21 protein-coding genes and 1 other annotated feature are annotated in these 21,743 nt (G+C 50.5%); of the genes, 20 read left to right on the top strand and 1 reads right to left on the bottom strand.

Annotation, left to right across the window (positions count from 1 at the left end; translation table 11 throughout):
• Positions 1 to 36: 36 nt before the first annotated feature.
• From murB to TX85_RS11650, 17 genes are all read left to right on the top strand, one after another.
• Entirely contained in the window at positions 37 to 942 is a 906-nt protein-coding gene (gene murB, locus TX85_RS11730; protein WP_044479277.1) for a UDP-N-acetylmuramate dehydrogenase, read from the top strand.
• A 16-nt stretch (positions 943 to 958) separates the two neighbouring features.
• The gene (murA, locus tag TX85_RS11725; protein WP_044479276.1) at positions 959 to 2,236 is read left to right on the top strand and encodes a UDP-N-acetylglucosamine 1-carboxyvinyltransferase; all 1,278 of its coding nucleotides are present in this window, start codon (positions 959 to 961) and stop codon (positions 2,234 to 2,236) included.
• Positions 2,237 to 2,304: 68 nt separating this feature from the next.
• Positions 2,305 to 3,075: a cell division protein FtsQ/DivIB gene (locus TX85_RS11720; protein ID WP_044479275.1), complete on the top strand. Its 771-nt coding sequence runs from the start codon at positions 2,305 to 2,307 to the stop codon at positions 3,073 to 3,075.
• 186 nt (positions 3,076 to 3,261) lie between these two features.
• Positions 3,262 to 4,509, top strand: coding sequence for a cell division protein FtsA (gene ftsA / locus TX85_RS11715; RefSeq protein ID WP_044479274.1), 1,248 nt, complete (start codon positions 3,262 to 3,264; stop codon positions 4,507 to 4,509).
• 65 nt (positions 4,510 to 4,574) lie between these two features.
• A complete protein-coding gene (gene ftsZ, locus TX85_RS11710; protein WP_044479273.1) occupies positions 4,575 to 5,702 on the top strand; it encodes a cell division protein FtsZ in 1,128 nt (375 codons plus the stop codon).
• 982 nt (positions 5,703 to 6,684) lie between these two features.
• Positions 6,685 to 7,662, top strand: a complete 978-nt coding sequence (gene spoIIGA, locus TX85_RS11705; RefSeq protein WP_044479272.1) for a sigma-E processing peptidase SpoIIGA — start codon at positions 6,685 to 6,687, stop codon at positions 7,660 to 7,662.
• On the top strand, positions 7,653 to 8,375 hold the full coding sequence (gene sigE, locus TX85_RS11700; protein ID WP_044479271.1) for an RNA polymerase sporulation sigma factor SigE: 723 nt from the start codon (positions 7,653 to 7,655) through the stop codon (positions 8,373 to 8,375). Before spoIIGA ends, sigE begins: the two co-directional genes overlap by 10 nt.
• Positions 8,376 to 8,467: 92 nt before the next feature.
• A complete protein-coding gene (gene sigG, locus TX85_RS11695) occupies positions 8,468 to 9,250 on the top strand; it encodes an RNA polymerase sporulation sigma factor SigG (RefSeq protein ID WP_044479270.1) in 783 nt (260 codons plus the stop codon).
• Between the two features lie 129 nt (positions 9,251 to 9,379).
• Positions 9,380 to 9,709, top strand: coding sequence for a YlmC/YmxH family sporulation protein (locus TX85_RS11690; protein WP_044479269.1), 330 nt, complete (start codon positions 9,380 to 9,382; stop codon positions 9,707 to 9,709).
• Between the two features lie 108 nt (positions 9,710 to 9,817).
• Positions 9,818 to 10,672: a peptidoglycan editing factor PgeF gene (gene pgeF, locus TX85_RS11685; protein ID WP_044479268.1), complete on the top strand. Its 855-nt coding sequence runs from the start codon at positions 9,818 to 9,820 to the stop codon at positions 10,670 to 10,672.
• 7 nt (positions 10,673 to 10,679) lie between these two features.
• A complete protein-coding gene (locus TX85_RS11680) occupies positions 10,680 to 11,369 on the top strand; it encodes a YggS family pyridoxal phosphate-dependent enzyme (protein ID WP_044479267.1) in 690 nt (229 codons plus the stop codon).
• The gene (locus TX85_RS11675) at positions 11,369 to 11,818 is read left to right on the top strand and encodes a cell division protein SepF (protein ID WP_044479266.1); all 450 of its coding nucleotides are present in this window, start codon (positions 11,369 to 11,371) and stop codon (positions 11,816 to 11,818) included. The genes TX85_RS11680 and TX85_RS11675 overlap by 1 nt, the downstream gene beginning before the upstream one ends.
• Positions 11,819 to 11,846: 28 nt before the next feature.
• The gene (locus tag TX85_RS11670; RefSeq protein ID WP_044480020.1) at positions 11,847 to 12,089 is read left to right on the top strand and encodes a YggT family protein; all 243 of its coding nucleotides are present in this window, start codon (positions 11,847 to 11,849) and stop codon (positions 12,087 to 12,089) included.
• Positions 12,090 to 12,103: 14 nt separating this feature from the next.
• Entirely contained in the window at positions 12,104 to 12,886 is a 783-nt protein-coding gene (locus TX85_RS11665; RefSeq protein ID WP_044479265.1) for a YlmH family RNA-binding protein, read from the top strand.
• Positions 12,887 to 12,947: 61 nt separating this feature from the next.
• Positions 12,948 to 13,463 carry a DivIVA domain-containing protein gene (locus TX85_RS11660; RefSeq protein WP_044479264.1) on the top strand — a complete coding sequence of 172 codons (516 nt, stop codon included), beginning with the start codon at positions 12,948 to 12,950 and terminating at the stop codon, positions 13,461 to 13,463.
• 222 nt (positions 13,464 to 13,685) lie between these two features.
• Positions 13,686 to 13,971, top strand: a binding site (T-box leader).
• A gap of 69 nt (positions 13,972 to 14,040) precedes the next feature.
• Positions 14,041 to 17,136, top strand: a complete 3,096-nt coding sequence (gene ileS / locus TX85_RS11655) for an isoleucine--tRNA ligase (RefSeq protein WP_044479263.1) — start codon at positions 14,041 to 14,043, stop codon at positions 17,134 to 17,136.
• A gap of 112 nt (positions 17,137 to 17,248) precedes the next feature.
• Positions 17,249 to 17,623: a DUF5665 domain-containing protein gene (locus TX85_RS11650; RefSeq protein WP_044479262.1), complete on the top strand. Its 375-nt coding sequence runs from the start codon at positions 17,249 to 17,251 to the stop codon at positions 17,621 to 17,623.
• A gap of 194 nt (positions 17,624 to 17,817) precedes the next feature.
• On the opposite strand, the gene TX85_RS11645 is transcribed toward TX85_RS11650, so the two are convergent.
• Positions 17,818 to 18,537 (bottom strand): TraR/DksA C4-type zinc finger protein, encoded by a 720-nt coding sequence (locus TX85_RS11645; RefSeq protein ID WP_044479261.1) that lies wholly within the window; start codon positions 18,535 to 18,537, stop codon positions 17,818 to 17,820.
• A 239-nt stretch (positions 18,538 to 18,776) separates the two neighbouring features.
• Here TX85_RS11645 and lspA point away from each other — a divergent pair, with 239 nt between their 5' ends.
• The 3 genes from lspA (at position 18,777) to TX85_RS11630 (ending at position 21,684) form a co-directional block, all read left to right on the top strand.
• Complete coding sequence (gene lspA, locus TX85_RS11640) at positions 18,777 to 19,271, top strand: signal peptidase II (RefSeq protein ID WP_044479260.1); 495 nt, start codon at positions 18,777 to 18,779, stop codon at positions 19,269 to 19,271.
• Positions 19,268 to 20,221, top strand: coding sequence for an RluA family pseudouridine synthase (locus TX85_RS11635; protein WP_044479259.1), 954 nt, complete (start codon positions 19,268 to 19,270; stop codon positions 20,219 to 20,221). Before lspA ends, TX85_RS11635 begins: the two co-directional genes overlap by 4 nt.
• 209 nt (positions 20,222 to 20,430) lie before the next feature.
• Positions 20,431 to 21,684 (top strand): LL-diaminopimelate aminotransferase, encoded by a 1,254-nt coding sequence (locus TX85_RS11630; RefSeq protein WP_044480019.1) that lies wholly within the window; start codon positions 20,431 to 20,433, stop codon positions 21,682 to 21,684.
• Positions 21,685 to 21,743 lie beyond the last annotated feature (59 nt).

The following is a 21,743-nucleotide window of genomic DNA, read 5'->3' as shown; positions in this document are numbered from 1 at the left end:
GCGCGGTACCGGTAACATCAACAGGAGGGATTTGCGATGCAGCAGTGGATTTCGAAACTATCAGAACAAGAGGTCGGGGCAATCTTGCCGAACGAGCCGATGTCCAAGTATACGACCTGGAAGATCGGCGGACCGGCGGATGCGATGATCGTACCTGACACGAAAGCTCAGCTTCTCTCTCTGATCCGCCAGCTTCGGGAGGAACAAATTCCCTGGATGACAATCGGCAAGGGCTCCAACATGCTTGTATCGGACAAAGGAATCCGCGGCGCTGTCATTCGTCTTGGCAAAGGATTCGAGGATATCCGGTTCGACGGCAGCGCGGTTACAGCCGGTGGAGGAGCCTCCTTTGTCAGACTGAGCATAATGGCAGGCAAACAAGGCCTGACCGGTCTGGAATTCGCTGCAGGTGTTCCCGGAACGGTGGGCGGAGCTGTGTACATGAATGCCGGCGCACATGGGTCCGATGTGTCACGTATATTCAAATCTGCTGATATTGTTTTGGAGACAGGTGAATTGGTTACTTACACAAGCGAGGATATGGATTTCAGGTATCGTCACTCCCTCCTGCATGACCAACGCGGTATTGTTGCAGAAGCCCGTTTCGTGCTGAGCGAAGGCGACCGACTTGAGATCGCGGCTGCCATGGCCACCTATAAAGACCGCCGCAGAAAGACCCAGCCGCTGCAGCAGCCTTGTGCAGGGAGCGTATTCCGCAATCCTCCGGGCGACTATGCCGCAAGGCTGATCGAATCCGCAGGCTTGAAGGGACGAAGCGTAGGTGGAGCCGAGGTTTCTACGCTGCACGCCAATTTCATCGTCAATACCGGGCAAGCGACAGCAGAGAACGTTCTTGAGCTCATGGAGATCATTAAGGCTACCATTTTGTCTGAATACGACATTGTATTGGTACCGGAGGTATTCTTCGTGGGCGAACGTTAAACTCGGAGGTGATACATTGGACAAATTGGTGATTGAAGGCGGGCAACCCCTATCAGGATCCATACGTATCCATGGAGCGAAAAATGCTGCCCTGCCGATTCTGGCGGCTACCTTGTTGACGGAAGGCAAGATCCAGCTGCGCAATGTTCCCCGTCTGTTGGATATTGAAGTGATGCTGGAGATATTGAATGCATTAGGCTGTATAGCTGTGCAGCGAGATGATCTTGTGACTGTGGACACTTCAGGGGCTGACTCCAGTCATGTTCCGGAGCAGTTGATGAAGCTGATGCGTTCCTCTATTTTTCTGATGGGCCCGCTGCTTGCCAGATTCGGTGAGGTGTGCATCTATCAGCCGGGCGGTTGCGCCATAGGTGAACGCAAGATCGATCTGCATCTGAAGGGGCTGTCTGCGCTGGGTGCCGTGATTGAAGAGCAGGACAATCAGCTTTGGTGCAGAGCTTCCAGATTGAAGGGCTGCGATATCCATCTGGACTTCCCGAGTGTGGGCGCCACCGAGAATATTATGATGGCTGCTGCAACGGCTGAAGGGACAACCGTGATTACCAATGCGGCGCGGGAGCCGGAAATTCAGGATCTGCAGCGTTTCCTGAATGAACTCGGAGCCAGTATCATAGGCGCGGGCACGGATACGATAACGATTCGGGGAGTCGACAAACTTACTCCTTGCGAGTATGAGATTATTCCGGACCGAATAGTCGCGGGAACGGTGATGATTGCTGCGGCTGCTACCCGGGGAACGATTCGGCTCACACATGCCAATCCGGTCCACCTTACCTCACTGATTCATGTCCTGCGCCGTGCCGGTGTTCAAATCGGGATCTGCGATGATATAATTACCGTAAGCAGTAGCGGGAGGCCCAAGGCAGTTGACCGGATCGTTACGTCCCCATATCCGTCCTTTCCTACCGACCTCCAGTCGCAAATCATGGTTCTGCTCTCGTTAGCCGATGGGATGACCCTGATGAAGGAGACCGTGTTCGAAGGAAGATTCAAGCATGTCGACGAGCTTGTCCGCATGGGCGCAGATATCTCGGTGGATTTGAATGCAGCATTCATTCGGGGCGTTCCCAGATTGTACGGAGCCACGGTGGAGGCTACGGATTTACGAGCCGGAGCGGCTCTCGTCATTGCCGGCTTGGCCGCGCAAGGAAAGACTGTGGTGGAACAGATTCATCATATCGATCGCGGCTATGATCGGATCGAGCTGATGTTTCAACGGCTAGGCGGTAAGATGCATCGTCAGACGCCGGCTATGAAGCTGGATCTGGCTTGAGCACATGCCTGAGGGACCCCTCCCCGGAGGGGAACCAGGGCAAATTTAGCATTTGACGGAGAATAGATATGCATAAAGCGAATGTGCCTGTATTGAAGAATCCGATTCCTCCCAAGAAAAAGGGCGGCCGCAAAGTAGCTGTGATTTTATTTGTATTGGTTCTGGTGCTGCTCTGCGTTTTATTTTTCCGTTCTTCGCTCAGTAAAATCTCGGAGATTACGTTTGAAGGCAATATGTATCACTCCAATGAGGAACTTCTGGAGATTGCAGGCGTGCAGATGGGCGATCCCTATTTTGGGACAAGCAACGGGAAAATAGAAGGGAGATTAGCTGAGGTGCCTTCCATCGAGGCGGTGACCGTGGACAAGTCTTTCCCTGGCAAGCTCCATATCTTGGTGAAGGAGCATCCGGTTGTCGCCTATGAATTCACGGATGCCGGCGAGGTCAACGGCCTTCTGGCCAATGGGACGAAGGTACCGCAGACGAACGGGTCCATCTTGATGGATAAGCCGATTCTGACGGGATGGGATGACAAGGATCCGTATTTGCCAAAGCTTTGCATGAAGCTCGCAAATATTCCGGATGCCTTATTACTGGACATTTCAGAGATCATACCGTCGCCAACGGTCTCTTATCCCGATCGTATCAAGATGTATACACGTTCAGGCTTTGAAGTGATTTCTTCCATATCTGTTCTGCAGGATAAAGCGGAATACATGGGGATGATCATGGATTCCCAAGACCCGGGTTTGCTCACACTTTTGGAGGCGGACACTTATGTTCCCTTCGATGCGATGGAAGTAGAGAACGGGGATGAAAATGATACTACTCATGACTGAAAAACAATGATAAAATACATTTTATGGGCTAGTTTCCTATCTGCGTTTTTTTACGCTCCTACCAGTAAAATTTGGAACTAAAAAAAATGTAGAAAAAAGAGGGAAAGAATCATCCGCGTTGAATAAGTAGAGTGTATGTTTTCAATATGATCATAATTTTTAAAGGGAAATAGGAGGTGCCAGGGCTTGAGCAACAATGACATCATTGTTAGTTTGGACATCGGTACATCCAAAGTTCGTGCTATTATCGGTGAAATTAGTAATGGAGCCTTTAATATTATTGGGGTTGGATCTGCCGACTCGGAAGGAATTCGCAAAGGTGCGATTGTAGATATTGACCAGACAGTCCAGTCCATTCGCAGTGCTGTGGACCATGCTGAGCGTATGGTGGGTATTCAAATATCTGAAGTATACGTCGGTATATCGGGAAATCATATCGGACTCCAAACGAGCCACGGAGTTGTAGCCGTACAGAATCAGGACCGGGAAATCGGTGAAGAGGATATTGAGCGCGTTCTGAAGGCGGCGGAGGTAATTGCACTTCCACCAGAACGCGAAATTATTGATGTAGTCGCCAAGCAGTATATCGTTGACGGATTAGAGGGAATTCAGGATCCGCGGGGAATGATCGGAGTTCGGTTGGAGGTGGAAGCCACCATCGTGACCGGTGCCAAGACAGCCATACATAATCTGCTTCGCTGTGTGGAAAAGTCGGGGCTGAAGGTTCGCGATCTCGTGCTTCTATCGCTGGGATCAGGGCAGCTTGCCTTGTCAAAGGACGAAAAGAGTATGGGTGCCATCCTGGTGGATATCGGGGCCGGCTCTACGACGATTGCAGCATTTGAGAACGGAGCCATTCTTGCGACATCCACGCTTCCGATCGGGGGGGAATTTATAACGAACGACATCGCGTACGGGCTGCGTACTTTAACAGATCAGGCGGAGAAGGTTAAGCTGAAATACGGCTGCGCTTCGATCGCTGATGCTGCTTCGGATGTCACATTTAAAGTAACTCGTATCGGCAGCAATGTTGATAAGGAGTTTACCCAAGAGGATTTGGCAGCGATTGCCGAGCCGCGCGTTCAAGAGATTTTTCAATTGATTGGACAAGAAGTCAAGCGTCTTGGTTACAGTGAGCTGCCTGGAGGGTATATTCTTACGGGAGGTACCGTGTCGATGCCGGGGCTTCTGAAGATTGCGCAGGAGGAACTGGCCGCATCCGTAAGAATCGCAGTTCCCGATTACATCGGGGTACGTGATCCTGGATTTACAAGCGGCGTGGGCATTTTGTATAAGGTCATCAAGAATATACGTGTCCGCAATTCGGGAGCCAAGAAATCTGCGAACCGGCCAAAGCCGGCAGCGAATCAGGAAACCGCCGGTAAACCGGGCGTTATGGAGCGCCTTAAGAAATTATTTAGCGAATTCATATAGTTATATCATTTGAATCAGCACGAGGAACGAGCCATCCAGGCACAATGAGGGGGAGATGGAAGAGTATGTTGGAATTTGATTTTGAAATGGAAAGCTTGGCTCAAATAAAAGTCATCGGTGTTGGCGGCGGCGGTAGCAATGCCGTAAACCGGATGATCGAGAACGGTGTTCAGGGCGTGGAATTCATCACAGTGAATACGGATGCCCAGGCACTGCATTTGGCCAAGTCCGAGCATAAGCTTCAAATCGGGGACAAGCTGACCCGCGGACTAGGCGCAGGAGCTAATCCTGAGGTCGGCAAGAAGGCGGCTGAAGAATCCCGCGATCTGATTGCCAACACGCTCAAGGGAGCGGACATGGTATTCGTAACGGCAGGCATGGGCGGGGGTACAGGAACCGGCGCTGCTCCTGTCATTGCAGAGATTGCCAGAGAATGCGGCGCTTTGACGGTCGGGGTTGTGACCCGTCCGTTTACCTTTGAAGGACGTAAGCGTTCCTCGCAAGCCGAATTGGGAATCGAGGGGCTGAAAGAAAAGGTTGATACGCTGATCGTTATCCCGAATGACCGGTTGTTGGAGATTGTGGATAAGAAGACTCCAATGCTGGAAGCGTTCCGGGAAGCTGATAATGTCTTGCGCCAGGCGGTTCAAGGTATCTCTGACCTGATTGCTGTACCGGGTCTGATCAACCTCGACTTTGCCGACGTGAAGACGATTATGACCGAGCGCGGATCCGCACTCATGGGTATCGGTCTTGCTACCGGCGAGAACCGTGCTGCTGAAGCGGCCCGCAAAGCGATCATGAGTCCGCTGCTGGAGACCTCCATCGAGGGAGCACGCGGCGTTATTATGAATATTACCGGCGGGGCCAACCTGTCGCTTTATGAAGTGAATGAGGCTGCTGAGATCGTTATTTCCGCTTCCGATCCGGAAGTGAACATGATCTTCGGTGCGATTATCGATGAGGAAATGAAGGAAGAAATCAAGGTGACTGTGATCGCGACGGGCTTTGAGCATAAAGCAAATACGATGCCTAGCCGCAAGCCGGCAACCAGTGCAGGCACAGGTCCTGCTGCTACTGAGCAAGCTGATTCCCGCAGTACGTCGTCCACGTTGCGTCCGTTTGGAAATCAGACGAGCAGCGATCAATTGGACATCCCAACCTTTCTTCGTAACCGCCGTAATAATGAATAGCTAATTACTAAATAACGTCTTCCCCGAAGAGGACTGTCCCAGAGGATCTTGGATCCGGCGGGGCGGTCCTCTTTTCTGTTGCATTGGTGCTCACTGAGGAAGATGCTCTTGATAGCACTGCGAATGGAACTGAGAGTAGAACTGAGAGTAGAACTGAGAGTAGAACTGTCCTTGCGGCCGCTGTTGCTTCGCGGATATCTTTGATTGAACTCAATTAAGGAAAGTTATCCACTCGCAAAGGCGGGCACTCCGCTTCTTCAGAAAACCTCCACTCTCCCGCTGACTTCCCCGCACATCCTCACCAGAACGACAGACTGACCAGCATACACAGATGAACACATATCATATACTTTCGGAGCAGCTTCCTTTCAGATAGCCTTCATAGGGGTCTAGGATCCTTTGACTCGAAGCCCTAATGAAAGAAGAAGATATTTGTACGAATTTTCGTACAAATTGTTCTCTAATTTACTACATTCATAGCGTGTTGGGCGAAAAATCGTACAAAAAGAATGGCAGAGCATCCTTAAATCGAAAAGTTATATGGTTTTTCGTATAAAACACTCGACATGACCTTGAAGAGATCGCTCTTTGTACGAAATACCCTACAAAATACTAAGACGGCAACGAAGCTAGGCAAGAGTGTGAAATGATCTGAAGTAGAAGCTTTCTGTAAGAAAGCTGCTTCGGAAGCATATGCTCGGGAGCGTTCGCCTTTGAGAGAGGATTTCTCCCTTGTGAGAACTTATTCCAATTATAGAAATCCGCGAACAACAGCGATCGTAAGATCATTTCACACGGCTGCCCTGCAACGTTCAATAACTAGTTCAATTGTTATATTTCCTGCAATCGACAAAACTAGTGTGTTCCTGTCTTCAATTTTAGACAGACTTTACATATCGAACTCTTTATACTGATAACCATCTGCACAAAGGTCAGCATCACTAGATTCAGAAACGGGCAGATTCAGAGCGGGTGATAGAGCTTGGTCGTTTATCTTGATCTGATCTTTCTAATGAATTTTGCTATTGACGGCTGTTTGCTGCTGCTTACCGCATGGTTCAGAAAGCGAAAGGTGGTCATTTGGAGACTGCTGCCTTCGGCAGGGGTCGGCGCATCCTATGTTGTAATGATGTTTATGCCCGCATTATCCTTTTTGTTCACGTTTTTGGTAAAGTTTTTATTTTCCGTAGTGATGCTGTGGATTGCCTTCGGATTTGTTAGTTTGCAGAGCTACATTCGCAATCTTGGCGCCTTCTATATTGTCAATTTTGCCGCAGCCGGAGGGATTTTGGGCATCCATTATTTGCTGCAGAGCTCAGGCGAGCTCTGGAATGGAATTTGGTACACCGCAACCGGAGGCATGGGCTTCTCGCTGGAGATTGGGACGTTGTTCACCCTCGTTGTCTTTACCCTCGTGCTGCTCTGGTTCAGGATGGTAGTGGCCGGGCGCCGCAGGCAGGAGAATCTATCCTCTTACTATGCGGAGGTTCTGATTGAGCTTGGACAGACCAGGATTTCATGCACAGGTTTGATTGACACGGGTAATCAGCTCCGGGATCCGCTGAGCCGCTTGCCGGTTATGGTCACTGAAATGTCGCTATGGCAGCCCTATATGCCGCAAAGCTTCAGCCAGGCGGCGCAGAATAGCGGATTGTCTGCGGACAACCTTATTCTTCAATGGACGGAGGACGAAGCCTTCCCATGGCGGGATCGGCTGAGATTAATTCCTTACAGGGGTGTGAACAGAGGCTCTCAGTTTATGCTGGCCCTGAAACCCGACAAGGTGACGGTGACGCTGGAGAACAAGAGCTATTTAACAACTAGAGTGCTTGTGGGGCTGGATGGGGGAACGCTGTCCTCGGAAGGAAGCTACAGGGCAATCATTCATCCCGCACTGATGGAAGAACATGAACAGCAGGCTGGGATTGGAATAGGGGAGGATACAAGATCATGCGTGTAAAATGGAAGCTGATGCTGCAACTGCAATATTACAGACTGTTGTTTCTTTTCGGACTTAAGAGCGACGAAATCTATTATATCGGGGGAAGCGAGGCTCTTCCGCCGCCGCTTACACGCGAAGAGGAAGAGTATTTGCTGCAACGCTTGCCTTCAGGAGATACCGCCATCCGGGCGATGCTCATAGAGCGGAATCTGCGCCTGGTTGTCTACATAGCCAGAAAATTTGAGAATACGGGCATTAACATTGAAGACCTGGTGTCGATCGGAACCATCGGTCTGATCAAAGCGGTAAATACCTTCGATCCGGAGAAAAAAATCAAGCTGGCAACCTATGCTTCCCGCTGTATTGAAAACGAAATTCTCATGTACCTGCGACGGAACAGTAAAATACGCACCGAGGTTTCTTTTGACGAGCCGCTCAATATCGACTGGGATGGGAATGAGCTGCTGCTGTCCGATGTGTTGGGGACTGAAAATGATACGATTTATCGTAATATCGAGGAACAGGTGGACCGCAAGCTGCTGCACAAGGCGCTCGATAAGCTGAGTGAGAGAGAACGGCTCATCATGGAGCTGCGGTTCGGCCTTGTGGATGGGGATGAGAAGACGCAGAAGGATGTGGCTGATCTGCTGGGAATTTCCCAGTCCTATATTTCACGTCTTGAGAAGCGGATTATTAAGCGGCTGCGTAAGGAATTTAACAAAATGGTGTAGATGCCGAAGCAGGCTTCGACAGAATTTCAGGAATAAAAATACAGGCCCGGGAGATAATGATCATTAATGTTTCTCCTTGGGAGGTAGACTTGATGACCCGAAATAAAGTCGAGATTTGCGGTGTCGATACCGCTAAATTGCCGGTTCTAACCAATGCGGAAATGCGTGAACTGTTCCATTCGCTGCAGCAAGACCACGTAAGATCAGCCAGAGAAAAGTTAGTAAATGGCAACCTCAGACTCGTACTGAGTGTCATCCAGCGGTTCAATAATCGGGGAGAGTATGTGGACGACCTGTTCCAGGTGGGCTGCATCGGACTCATGAAAGCTATCGATAATTTTGATTTGTCGCAGAACGTCAAATTTTCAACCTACGCGGTTCCCATGATCATCGGAGAGATTCGCCGCTATCTTCGAGATAATAATCCGATCCGCGTCTCCCGCAGCTTGCGAGATATCGCTTATAAGGCGCTTCAGATGCGGGACAGCCTGACAAATCAAAATTCACGAGAACCGACGATATTTGAGATTTCCGAAGCGCTGGGCTTGCCGAAGGAGGATGTCGTCTTCGCATTGGATGCGATTCAGGATCCTGTTTCCCTGTTTGAGCCGATCTATCATGATGGAGGCGACCCGATCTATGTGATGGATCAGATCAGTGATGACAAGAACAAGGATGTGTCCTGGATCGAGGAGATCGCGCTTCGTGAAGCGATGCAAAGACTGGGAAGGCGGGAGAAAATGATTCTCTCGATGCGATTCTTTGAAGGCAAAACCCAGATGGAGGTTGCCGATGAGATCGGCATATCGCAGGCCCAGGTATCCAGGCTGGAGAAATCCGCTATTCTGCAGATGCAGAAGCATGTCAAATCTTAAGTCCCATGTGTGCCCTTAAAGCAAATTTTACCGTTCGGAGATGATCCGGACGGTTTTTTATGTGCTTATGTTTTTAAAGCGACGGACATATAGTATAGGGAATAGCAAATGGGCGGGGGGCATGAATAAATGGACAATATCGTCAGAGCAAGCATGAAAATTTCCGATTTCCAGACGAAGGATGTCATTAATGTGGTAGACGGCAGACGGCTGGGCCAAATCAGCGACTTGGAGCTTGATCTTCGCCAAGGAGTCATTGAGGCCATTGTGGTTCCTGCCGGCGGTCGGTTTCTGGGGCTGTTCGGTAATGGCGGAGATCTGATCATTCCTTGGAAAAATATCGTCAAGATCGGATCGGACGTCGTCCTGGTGAAAATGGAAGAGGCGCGTGACCGTCCGGCTAATTATGAGACTACGGTATACATCGATCGGGATGGCCGGACCGAGCGGAGAAGCTGACGGCAGCGGCACCCGGACTTTAGTCCGGGGCGCAGCCGGGGCCGAGTTATGGTACACTGTGTAATTATATATGTCTTATTTGTGATGCGCGGTAAGGAGAGATGGATGATGGAACCGTTTGTAAGGAATGCTAGTGAAGGAGCACCTGAACTGTACGGCTTGAAAGCTTGGGAATCACAGCTGCCTCTTGTCCGTGCCGGCTTTACAGGACGGGGCGGCGGAGTAAGCAGCGCTCCTTACAACAGCTTCAATCTGGCCCTTCACGTCGGAGACAAACCGGACGATGTACTGGAGAATCGAAGCAGGCTGACAGCAGCGCTTGGGTTCGCGCAGGATGCCTGGACTTGCGGGGAGCAGGTGCATGGAATACGCGTTGCTTGTGTAAGGGCAGAGGATAAGGGAAGAGGCTTGCGGCAGCGGGAGAACGCTTTTCAAGCAACGGATGGTCTTGTTACAGATGTACCGGGAATTCTCTTAACTTCATTCTATGCCGATTGCGTGCCGCTTTACTTTATGGATCCGGTTAAAAAGGTGGTTGGATTGGCCCATGCAGGCTGGAAGGGGACGGTTGGCTTGATCGCCGAGGAGGTCGTCCGGGTGATGGAACAGGAGTACGGGAGCCTCAGAAGCGAGATCAGAGCAGCGATCGGGCCGAGTATCGGAGGGTGCTGTTATGAGGTGGACGAAGCCGTGATGGGGCGCGTCCGGGAAGCCATGGCGCATCTTGATGAACAGGATGGCGCACTTGAAGCTGTTGCGGCTCCTTCTGAGACAGAAGGCCGAAGCATGCTGAACTTGAAAGAATTGAATCGAATTATTATGATAAAAGCAGGAATATTGCCGATGAATATCGAATGTACAAGTTGGTGTACAAGCTGCCATGACGACGCGTTCTTCTCTTATCGTAAGCATCAGGGGGTAACCGGAAGAATGGCAAGCTGGATTGGGTTGAAGGAGAGGTGATCCTTTCTTGGCATTGGAACAGCGAATACAGCATGTAAGGGAACGGATCGCGGCGGCCTGCGCACGCAGTGGAAGACTACCGGAAGAGGTGGGAATTGTCGCAGTCACCAAGTACGTGTCTGTGGATATGACCCGTCAGATCCTAGAGTCCGGTATCTCCGATATAGGGGAGAACCGGCCGGGAGTCGCAGTGCCGAAATGGGAAGCCCTTGAAGGGCAGGGGGTATGGCATTTTATCGGCCACCTTCAGAGCAGAAAAGTGAAGGACATCATAGGTAAATTTCAATATATTCATTCACTTGACCGATGGTCGCTGGCTGAGGAGCTGGAGAAGCGGGCAACTGCTGCCAGCACTGAAGTCAAGGCATTCCTGCAGGTGAATGTATCCGGAGAGGCTTCCAAGCAGGGCATTGCGCCCGAGGAAGCGGAGAGCTTCTTGAGAGAGGCTGCGAAGCTGCAGCACGTATCGGTTATCGGGCTTATGACGATGGCGCCGGACTGTGACGATCCGGAGGAGACGCGTCCTGTCTTCCGCGGGCTTCGAGAGCTCAGGGACAAGCTTAACGCAACTAATGTATATGGCAAGCCGCTGACTGAGCTGTCTATGGGTATGTCGGGTGATTTTGAAGTAGCAGTGGAAGAAGGGGCGACTTGGGTTCGCCTTGGAACTCTTTTAGTGGGAGGGGAACAGATCTAATGGGAGTTATGAACCGGTTTATGAACTTTTTGGGGCTGCAGGAAGAGGAAGAAGTCGTAGAGCGTGAACAATTTTCGGTACAGGAACAGCCGGAATTTGAAACCCCTAGCTTTGAAAATCGTAAAAACCAAAAGGGAAGCAACGTAGTCAGCATTCACTCGCAAAAAAATGTCAAGGTCATTCTGTATGAGCCGCGTTCTTATGACGAGGCCCAGGAAATTGCGGACCATCTGCGTTCTCATCGAAGTGTGGTCGTAAATCTGCAGCGTGTCCGCAATGATCAGGCGATGCGAATTATCGATTTCCTTAGCGGAACAATTTATGCGCTCAGTGGAAGTATTTCAAAAATTGGGGGCAATATTTTCCTCTGCACACCGGATACGGTGGAGATTCAAGGATCGATTACGGAAATACTGACCGAGGATTCCGATTACAACAAAATGAGGTGAGGACAGCTTGGGGATCTATAATACTGTAATGATGCTATATCAGATTTATTTTTACATGATTTTGATTTATATTCTGATGTCCTGGCTGCCTAATGCTCGTGAGAGCTTTATTGGCGAGTGGCTCGGGAAGCTGGTTGAGCCGTATTTGTCGCCGTTCCGGCGCTTTATTCCGCCGCTGATGGGGATGATTGACTTCTCGCCGATCGTGGCGATTTTCGTCCTTCGTCTGGCAGCCTTTGGTCTGATCGCTGTCCTGGAATTTGTTTTTTAAGGTGAGAGCTTACCATGCGACATGACATCTATGATCATTTCAAACCGGAGGAACGTCCCTTTGTGGACAAGGCTTGGGAATGGGTGGTGAATGCCGGGGATTATCATGAGGTCAAGCTCACTGATTTTCTGGATCCGCGGCAAGGCTTTATATTGCAAACACTGGTTAACCGGCATCCCGATGCCGCCTTGTGTTTGGACGGCGGCTATGAGGGAGCGGAACGAAGACGCGCCTTGATCGCTCCCGACTACCGTGACGTATCCAGCGAGCCGATGCGCATGAAGGTACTGGATATTACCTCAGATGATCAGCGGCTCTCATCGCTGCAGCATGGAGATTACCTTGGAGCCGTGCTCGGGATTGGGTTGAAGCGTGAAAAAATCGGGGATATCCATGTACGGGAAGACGGTTGTCATATCGTTGTTGCCGAGGAGATTGCTCCTTTTCTCACGATGAGTCTTCATCAGGTGCACCGTGTAAACGTAATGACAGAGATCCTTGAATTGAATGCATTGAAGACGACAGAAGCTGCCCTTGAGCCGCTAGACTTGACAGTGGCTTCTTTACGTTTAGACGGGATTGCAAGCGACGTGTTCCGGCTAAGCCGCAGCAAGGTGCTCGTACCGATCAAGGCAGGGCGCTGCAGGGTTAACTTTCGAACGGAGGAGGATCCCTCCACGGCGCTTAAGGCAGGGGATATCGTCGCGCTTCAAGGCTTCGGCCGCTTCAAGGTTTTGGAATGCGAAGGCATCACCAAAAAGGGCAGACTTAGAGTAAAGATCGGCAAATTTATCTGATCCGTTTGCAGGAAATTTTCTGTTTCTGTCGAAATAGACTACTTTATAGGAGGTGCGGATCATGCCATTGACACCGCTGGATATACATAACAAGGAGTTTTCTAGACGCATTCGCGGTTATGATGAGGATGAGGTTAACGAATTTCTTGACCAGGTCATTAAAGATTACGAGATTGTGATCCGAGAGAATAAGGAGCTGCACAATCAACTGCTGACCCTTCAGGAGAAGCTGGATCATTTCTCCAATATAGAGGAAACCCTTAGCAAGACGATTATCGTCGCGCAAGAAGCGGCTGACGAAGTGAAGAATAACGCGAAGAAGGAAGCGCAGCTGATCGTGAAGGAAGCGGAGAAGAACGCAGACCGAATCGTCAACGAGTCGTTGTCCAAGTCCCGCAAAATTGCGCTTGAGGTGGAAGAGCTCAAGAAGCAGGCTTCAATTTACCGCGCCCGTTTCCGGACATTGGTTGAAGCCCAACTCGATCTGCTCAGTCAGGATGGCTGGGACTCGCTAGACAGCGGCCGTGAGCGGAACGAGGATGTTGAGCGTCAACGTGAGGTAAAGGAACTGTACTAGTTGCTTGCCCGGTTGACATTTATAGAGCGAATGCGTTATAAATAAATTTATAATTACGATAAGTGTTCAAAGATCAGCTTTTCAGCACCGAGAAGGTTGAATGAAGCTAGGGACTGAGTAGCGGAGCGTGGGCAAAACCCACGTGAGCAACGGAAGGCACGGCTGAATTCAAGATTCGATGTCGAATTATCATCATGAATTACATCGTGATCAAAAGTTGATATGGATTCGATGATGGGAAAGAGTACGCAGCCTTTTGTTCCTCAGAGAGTTGGCGATTGCTGAAAGCCAATGTTCAAGGCGCTGACGGAAGATCATCCCGGAGAAGTCTGGCTGAAACGACCTGCTTGGCAGGAGGAGTAAGTCATACCGGCTGTCGGCCGTTATACCGGCCCCATATGATGCGTATGGGATCAGAGTGTCACGTACCTCCCGGCAGCTTAGAATTGCCGGAATGCAGGATCACGTGGAACAAGGGTGGTAACGCGAGCAGAGTCTCGTCCCTTTCGGGGCGGGGCTTTTTTTGTTGTTTCTAAGACAGCAGTCATGCAAATTGAAGAAGGGAAGCTGAAATGAAATGAAAAAGGTCGATGTAAGGGAAAAAGCACGAGCCAGAGACATGCGGATCCTGGATAAATGGAATGCTGAGGATACTTTCAAGAGAAGTATCGAGAACCGGGAAGGACGACCGAATTATGTGTTCTTTGAAGGTCCTCCTACTGCGAACGGCATGCCGCATATCGGTCACGTGCTGGGCCGTGTAATCAAGGATTTCGTCGGCCGCTATCAGACGATGAAGGGTTACAGGGTTGTGCGCAAGGCTGGCTGGGATACGCATGGGCTGCCGGTTGAGCTGGGCGTAGAGAAGGTGCTTGGTATTTCGGGCAAGCAAGAGATCGAGAAGTATGGTGTGGAAGCATTTATCAAGAAGTGTAAGGACAGTGTATTCGGCTACGAGAAGCAATGGCGTGAATTCACAGAGGCTATCGCCTATTGGACCGATCTGGATCACCCTTACATCACCCTTGAAAATAATTATATCGAAAGTGTATGGAACATTCTGGCGACCATTCATGAGAAGGGACTGTTGTATAAGGGCCATCGGGTAAGCCCTTATTGCCCTTGCTGCCAGACCTCTCTTAGTTCGCATGAGGTTGCGCAAGGTTATGAGGATGTAAAGGATCTGAGTGCTACAGCCAAGTTCAAATTGAATGACAGCGGTGAATATGTACTGGCCTGGACAACCACGCCTTGGACGCTGCCGGCCCACGTTGCTCTTGCCGTGAATCCGGACATGGAATATGCAAGAGTGAAGCAGGAGGATGGGGTATATATTGTCGCCCGTAATTTGGTGGAGAAGGTCATGAAGGGCGACTACTCCATCGAATCCACACTTCAGGGAGCCGAGCTTGTCGGCAAAACCTACACTCCGCCATTTAGCTATGTACAGGCTGATAAAATTAATGTGATCGTCGGCGCATCCTTTGTTACCGATGCAAGCGGTACAGGGATCGTCCATATGGCGCCGGCACATGGCGAGGACGACTATCGTACCTGCCGTGAGAATGGCATCAGCTATGTGAGCGTGGTGAACAACCAAGGGCGCTATCAGGATACGGTAAGTGATTTTGCCGGACGGTTCGTTAAGGACTGTGATCTTGATATCGTGAAGAACCTGTCTGAGCGTGGTCTCTTGTACAGCAAAGAAAAGTATGAGCATAGCTATCCGTTCTGCTGGCGCTGTAAATCCCCGCTGCTCTATTACGCCATGGACAGCTGGTTCATTGAGACGACGGCTGTGAAGGATCAATTGATTGCAAATAATAATTCCGTGACCTGGTATCCGGGCCATGTGCGGGAAGGACGCTTCGGCAAATTCCTTGAGGAACTGGTGGATTGGAATATCAGCCGGAACCGTTATTGGGGGACGCCGCTTAATGTCTGGGTATGCCCGGACTGCGGAGGACAATTCGCTCCGCATAGCCTGGAGGAGCTTCGCGCTCATGCGGCTCATGAGGTTAGCGAGAATCTAGAGCTGCACAAGCCGTATGTTGACGAAGTAAAGGTAGCTTGCCCGCATTGTGAGGGGGGCGTCATGGAGCGGACCAGCGAAGTCATCGACGTGTGGTTCGACAGCGGTTCGATGCCATTCGCCCAGCATCATTACCCGTTCGAGAACAAGGAGGTATTTGAGGAGCAATTCCCTGCCGATATGATCTGTGAAGGCATCGACCAGACCCGCGGCTGGTTCTACAGCCTGCTGGCGGTGTCCACCTTGTATACAGGCAAGACTCCTTATAAAGCGGTTATTGCAACCGGCCACATCCTGGACGAGAACGGACAGAAGATGTCCAAATCCAAGGGCAACGTGATTGATCCGTGGGAGATCATCAATGAATTTGGAACCGATGCGTTCCGCTGGGCTATCTTGTCGGACAGTGCGCCATGGAGTACCAAGCGCTTCTCCAAGGGGATCGTGGCTGAAGCCAAATCCAAGGTTGTCGATACCCTGGTGAATACGCACGCATTCCTCACGTTATACGCCGGAATCGATGGCTATAATCCGGAAGAGCATTCGTATCGCCCTTCCTCGAACAAGCTGGACCGCTGGATTCTGTCTCGCTTGAATAGCCTGATCTTGCTGGTGGATAAGGGCCTTGCCGTCAATGACTTTGTAAATACTTCCAAGGCAATTGAGACGTTCATCGATGAGCTTAGCAACTGGTACATTCGTCGTTCCCGCGACCGTTTCTGGGGCAGCGGACTAGGCGAGGATAAGTTGTCCGCTTACCAGACGCTTGTTCAGGTGCTGCTGACCGTATCGAAGCTGATGGCTCCATTCACACCGATGCTGTCCGAGGATATCTTTACGAATCTCGGAGGCGGCGAGAGTGTCCATCTGGCGGATTATCCGGTTGCCGACGAGGCGCTGATTGATGCGGCTCTGGAAGCGGATATGGAAAGCGCGCGTCAAATTGTGGAGCTGGCGCGGAATGTTCGTAACGAGACCGGCATCAAGACACGCCAGCCGTTATCGGCGCTGATCGTATCGATGGATCGTGATTATGCAGTAGCTGATTATGAAGAGATCATCAAGGACGAGATCAATGTCAAGGCGATCGAGATCGAGCATAGTGACAGCGGATTTGTTGATTTCACGCTCAAGATGAATTTGAAGGTTGCCGGCAAAAAGTACGGGAAAAATATCGGCTTCCTTCAGGGCTACCTCAAAGAGCTGGAAGCTGCGCAGACACGTGCCATCGTGGAAAAGGGCGGCTTCAATGTGACTTCTCCTGAAGGGGAGGAGCTAAGCATCACTGCAGAGGAGCTGCTTGTGGAGAAGCAGGCGAAATCCGGATTTGCCTCGGCATCGGGATATGGTATAACCGTAGCCCTGAATACGGATATTACGCCTGAGCTTGAACAAGAGGGCTGGGTACGCGAGGTTGTCCGCGCGGTGCAGGATACCCGCAAGAAGCTGGATCTGCCGATCGAAAAGCGGGTTCATCTGACGCTGCGTGTAGATGAGGAGCTGAAGTCGGCGATTACTTCCTTTGAACAAGTCCTCCGCGATAATGTGCTTTTAACCGATGTGGCTTATACAGACGATGAAAAGCTCGGAGAATCCGTGGATCTCGGGTCTAAGCAAATCGGTGTTTATATTCAAGCCTAAAGGCCATACTAGGCTATAACGAACAAAGAAACGAGCTTGGGCAGAGCAAGTCCTCCTGATCAGGGGGATGCTCTGCTTGGGGCTCGTTTCCATTTTGCGGAGGAGGTACGGGATGAGGCAGGGCGAGACGGATAGGACATCAGAAAGCTCCGGCGGTACGTCTGAGGGACAAACTGGGCCGAAGACGGAGCTGGAACAACAAATGAATGAGCTGCACCGTCTGACGCTAACCTGGACCCAGCAATTAGAGAAATCACGTATTGCGGAATATACGCAGCTGCTGAACAGACCATGGCGGCTGATCTGGCTCAACCTGCTGTCAGGAACGTCGCGCGGTGTGGGAATTGCGATTGGCTTTACTTTTTTTGCCGCTACGATTATTTATCTTCTCCAGTTGCTTGGGGCCTTGAATTTGCCGATCATCGGAGATTATATCGCCGATGTTGTGCGGATCGTTCAGCGCCAGCTCGAGCTTAATACGTATTAGAGCCGCCGCTTAAAGTACGAGTTCAAAAAGTCAGGTTTTCAGCACCGAGAAGGTTGCGAGAACCCGCAGAAGGAGGAACGGAGTGTAGGCAAACCCTACATGAGTACCGGACTTCTAGGGTGAATGCAAGATTCGATGTCGAATGACCATCTTGAATTACTTCGTGATCAAAAGCTGACTTTTTGAACATCCTCCTAAGAGTCCTCGCTGTCCAGGTGCTCTGTAGCCTCCATGTGCTTGCGATATACGCCGTTACGGTAAAAGAACACATTTTGGCCATAAATATCAGTAGCAACAAAGGATTCATAAGGCTCTACGAACCCGTCCAGCTCAGCAGAGGCTTCAATCTCCATGTCATTATAGTCATCGATCTCGTTGTCCTCTGCCATGGCTGGCGAATTGGAAGTACCGAAGCCCTCAACGATCTGCCAGGCGTCCTCTCCGTCAAATCCATTTTGCTCCTCGTGTTCATCCAGGCTTGTGCGGCCAAATGGAGGGGCGAGGAACTGTTCCTCGATCGGACGTTTTGCAGAGACAAAGGACTGAGGGCTGTGCTCCAGGCAGTATTCGGTCTCGGGAATGGCTTGAAGCCGCTCGTAGCCAATCGCTTGTCCACAAGCCTCGCAGCAGCCGTAGGTGCCATTCTCCAGCTTGGCCAGGGCATCCTGAATGCGTGTGAGCCGCAGCTCGGCATGCTCGTTCAAGGCCAGGTCCTTGCCCCGCTCAAAGGTTTCACTGCCGATGTCGGCGGGATGATTGTCGATCGCAGACAGCTCGCTCGTATTATCACGAAGGGACCCGTTCAGGCCATAATGTCCTTGCTCTGCGAGCCTGTGCCGCAAATCAGCCTCTGCCCGCTCGAGCTGGTCCTTCAATTCGGCTAATTGCGCGTTGTTCAAGTTAGCTGAGGTCATGGTTATATCGTACTCCTTTCCGAGCTTTTGTTTACTGAATCCGAAGGAATGGCGAATCATGCACGGGTGCTTTGGTCATACTGCTATTCTGCACCGAGACATGACGTTTTACCTAAGGAAAATCCTTTCGCGCATGGACGGTTCATTTCCCGCTGTGCTACAATATACAGGTCTTATAAGTGGTTATTTCTGCCGGGATCTTCCCTAGGCATAACTAAATTAACGAGGTGACTTCCCGAGTGATATTTTTTCTGATCGCATTGATCGCATTTCTCATTGACCAGGCAACGAAGTATTGGATTGCAACGAGCCTGACCATTAACGAACAAATTCCGGTCATCGGCAACTTTTTCCTGATTACCTCGCATCGGAACCGCGGCGCAGCCTTTGGAATTTTAAAGGACCAGCGATGGTTTTTTATTGTGGTGACTACGGTCGTATTGATCGGTATTGTGTGGTACATGCTTAAGATAAGGAAATCGGGCAACCGTCTGCTTCAAACGGCACTTGCGCTTGTGCTTGGCGGTGCGGTCGGCAATTTCTTTGATCGCGTGCTGACCGGAGAAGTTGTGGATTTCCTGCAATTCAATTTCGGGTCCTATACCTTTCCGATTTTTAATGTTGCGGATTCTTGCATTGTTGTCGGCGTGGCTCTGATCATTCTGGATTCCATTTTGGAGATTCGCCGGGAGAAGCAGCAAGCAGCAGAGATCAAACAAGAGGAGCAAGTATGACTCATAACGAAGAAAACTGGCTTGATCTGGAGGAAGGCACGGGCCAGGAATGGACTGTAGAGCCGGAGAGTGCCAGAGAGAGAATTGATAAATACGTCAAGTCCATCACCGGGGACGAATATTCCCGCAGTCAAATACAGCTATGGATTGAGAATGGCAATATTGCCGTCAATGGTGAACAAGTAAAGTCGAATTATAAAATGAACGCCGGAGATACGGTTACATTAACGATTCCCGATGCTCAGCCGGTAGAGATTGTGCCTGAAGCGATCCCGTTGGATATTTACTACGAGGACAGCGATGTTATCGTTGTGAACAAGCAGCGCGGGATGGTCGTTCACCCGGCACCGGGACATGCCTCCGGAACCCTGGTCAATGCGCTCATGCATCACTGCAAGGACCTGTCGGGAATTAATGGAGAACTGCGGCCTGGTATTGTTCACCGCATTGATAAGGATACCTCCGGGCTATTGATGGCCGCCAAGAATGATATGGCTCACGCTTCTCTGGCTGCTCAATTGAAGGAGCATTCTGTAACCCGGAAGTATTATGCGCTCGTGCACGGGCATGTCAGTCATGATCAAGGAACGGTGGATGCGCCGATTGGCCGGGATCCGCATGACCGGAAAATGTACACGGTTATCGAGCGGAGCAGCAAGCCTGCAGTGACGCATTTTCAGGTTGTCGAGCGATTCGGCGACTACACCTTGCTGGAGCTGAAGCTTGAGACGGGCCGTACCCACCAAATCCGGGTGCATATGAAATTTATCGGACATCCGCTTGTGGGAGATCCATTGTATGGCAGAAGCAAAGGCATTAAAATGCAAGGACAAGCTCTTCATGCCGCGGTACTGGGCTTTGTCCATCCAGCAAACGGAGAGTATAAAGAATTCTCGGCACCCCTCCCTGATGATATGGAGGAATTGCTTCATTCCTTGCGAAATCGGTAATGAAGGTTCCCTGGCTTAGAATCGCACGTAGCGATAGCTGAGCCGGGGATTTTTTGTATCTAGAAACCGGGGGATGAAACGATATGTCTCTATGTAGTCGAATAGTACAAACGTTCTGGTGTTTAATCCATTGTTAAAAAACCGGCATTCCAGCAATATAAAAAGGGAAAATGTTTCGCATTTCCAAGCTGAATAAGGAGTTGTCGGTTATGAGCATAGAGCAATATCAAGATACGTTTATCCAACGGCAGTTTGCTGACCGAATTGGCGGAGCAAATTATGGTAAGGATACTGCAATTTATAAATTTGAGAAGATCAAGCGGGCCAAAGCGGCTGCCAGGAAGGATTTCCCGGATATCGAATTGATCGATATGGGAGTGGGCGAGCCCGACGAAATGGCGGATGCTGGAATTGTGGCCAAGCTGGCTGAGGAAGCTGCCAAACCGGAAAACCGCGGTTATGCAGATAACGGGATTGCCGAGTTTAAGGAAGCAGCCTCCAGGTATCTGAAGGAAGTCTTTGGTGTGGAGGGGATTGATCCGGCTACAGAAATCGTTCATTCGATTGGCTCCAAGCCGGCGTTGGCGATGCTGCCGTCCTGCTTCATCAACCCGGGAGACCTTGCCATATTGACGGTACCGGGATATCCGGTACTCGGAACCCATACTAAATATCTGGGCGGCGAAGTATATCATGTGCCTCTCACGGAAGAAAATCAGTTCCTTCCGGATCTGTCCTCCATCCCGGAGGAAGTTGCAGCAAAAGCGAAATTGATCTACCTGAACTATCCGAACAATCCCACGGGAGCTAGTGCGACAAAGGAGTTCTTCATCGAGGTTGTGGCCTGGGCCAAGAAATACGATATTGTCGTAGTTCATGATGCGCCCTATGCTGCTCTGACTTATGACGGCCTTAAGCCGCTCAGCTTCTTGTCCGTTCCCGGAGCCAAAGAGGTAGGCGTCGAATTGCATTCTTTGTCCAAGTCGTATAATATGACCGGCTGGAGAATCGGATTTGTCGCCGGGAATCCCTTGATTGTTAAGGCATTTAGCGATGTGAAGGACAATAACGATTCAGGACAGTTTATCGCCATTCAGAAGGCGGCGGCATATGGACTGTCAAAGCCGGAGATTACCGAGAAGATTGCAAAGAAGTATTCGCGGCGTCACAATCTGTTGGTCGAGGCGCTGAATGAATTAGGCTTCAAGGCGAAAAAACCGCAAGGCTCCTTTTTCCTTTATGTCGAAGCTCCGCAAGGCGTGGAGGGAGGCCCGTCCTTCGCATCTGCGGAAGACTTCTCTCAATACTTAATTCGTGAGAAGCTGATCTCGACCGTGCCTTGGGATGATGCCGGGCATTACGTCCGTTTTTCTGTAACCTTTGCCGCTAACGGTATTGAAGCCGAGAAGCAGGTGATCGAAGAGATCAAGCGCCGCCTTGGCGGAGTGAAGTTTGTGTTCTAGCCAGCATTCTGGCGAGTGACTGCGGCATGCAAGCGGGAAAATGTGCTTATGGCGAGGTA

The organism is Paenibacillus antibioticophila, assembly GCF_000455265.1.
Classification (GTDB): Bacteria; Bacillota; Bacilli; order Paenibacillales; family Paenibacillaceae; genus Fontibacillus; species Fontibacillus antibioticophila.
The sequence above is the reverse complement of the archived record's forward strand: the minus strand, read 5'-3'. Positions and strand labels throughout refer to the sequence as shown.

Coding starts and splice junctions, on each gene's coding strand:
- murB (WP_044479277.1), top strand. CDS start 37: ATGCAGCAGTGGATTTCGAAACTATCAGAACAAGAGGTCGGGGCAATC.
- TX85_RS11720 (WP_044479275.1), top strand. CDS start 2,305: ATGCATAAAGCGAATGTGCCTGTATTGAAGAATCCGATTCCTCCCAAG.
- ftsZ (WP_044479273.1), top strand. CDS start 4,575: ATGTTGGAATTTGATTTTGAAATGGAAAGCTTGGCTCAAATAAAAGTC.
- sigE (WP_044479271.1), top strand. CDS start 7,653: ATGCGTGTAAAATGGAAGCTGATGCTGCAACTGCAATATTACAGACTG.
- sigG (WP_044479270.1), top strand. CDS start 8,468: ATGACCCGAAATAAAGTCGAGATTTGCGGTGTCGATACCGCTAAATTG.
- TX85_RS11690 (WP_044479269.1), top strand. CDS start 9,380: ATGGACAATATCGTCAGAGCAAGCATGAAAATTTCCGATTTCCAGACG.
- pgeF (WP_044479268.1), top strand. CDS start 9,818: ATGGAACCGTTTGTAAGGAATGCTAGTGAAGGAGCACCTGAACTGTAC.
- TX85_RS11675 (WP_044479266.1), top strand. CDS start 11,369: ATGGGAGTTATGAACCGGTTTATGAACTTTTTGGGGCTGCAGGAAGAG.
- TX85_RS11670 (WP_044480020.1), top strand. CDS start 11,847: ATGATGCTATATCAGATTTATTTTTACATGATTTTGATTTATATTCTG.
- TX85_RS11665 (WP_044479265.1), top strand. CDS start 12,104: ATGCGACATGACATCTATGATCATTTCAAACCGGAGGAACGTCCCTTT.
- TX85_RS11660 (WP_044479264.1), top strand. CDS start 12,948: ATGCCATTGACACCGCTGGATATACATAACAAGGAGTTTTCTAGACGC.
- ileS (WP_044479263.1), top strand. CDS start 14,041: ATGAAAAAGGTCGATGTAAGGGAAAAAGCACGAGCCAGAGACATGCGG.
- TX85_RS11650 (WP_044479262.1), top strand. CDS start 17,249: ATGAGGCAGGGCGAGACGGATAGGACATCAGAAAGCTCCGGCGGTACG.
- TX85_RS11645 (WP_044479261.1), bottom strand. CDS start 18,537: ATGACCTCAGCTAACTTGAACAACGCGCAATTAGCCGAATTGAAGGAC.
- TX85_RS11635 (WP_044479259.1), top strand. CDS start 19,268: ATGACTCATAACGAAGAAAACTGGCTTGATCTGGAGGAAGGCACGGGC.
- TX85_RS11630 (WP_044480019.1), top strand. CDS start 20,431: ATGAGCATAGAGCAATATCAAGATACGTTTATCCAACGGCAGTTTGCT.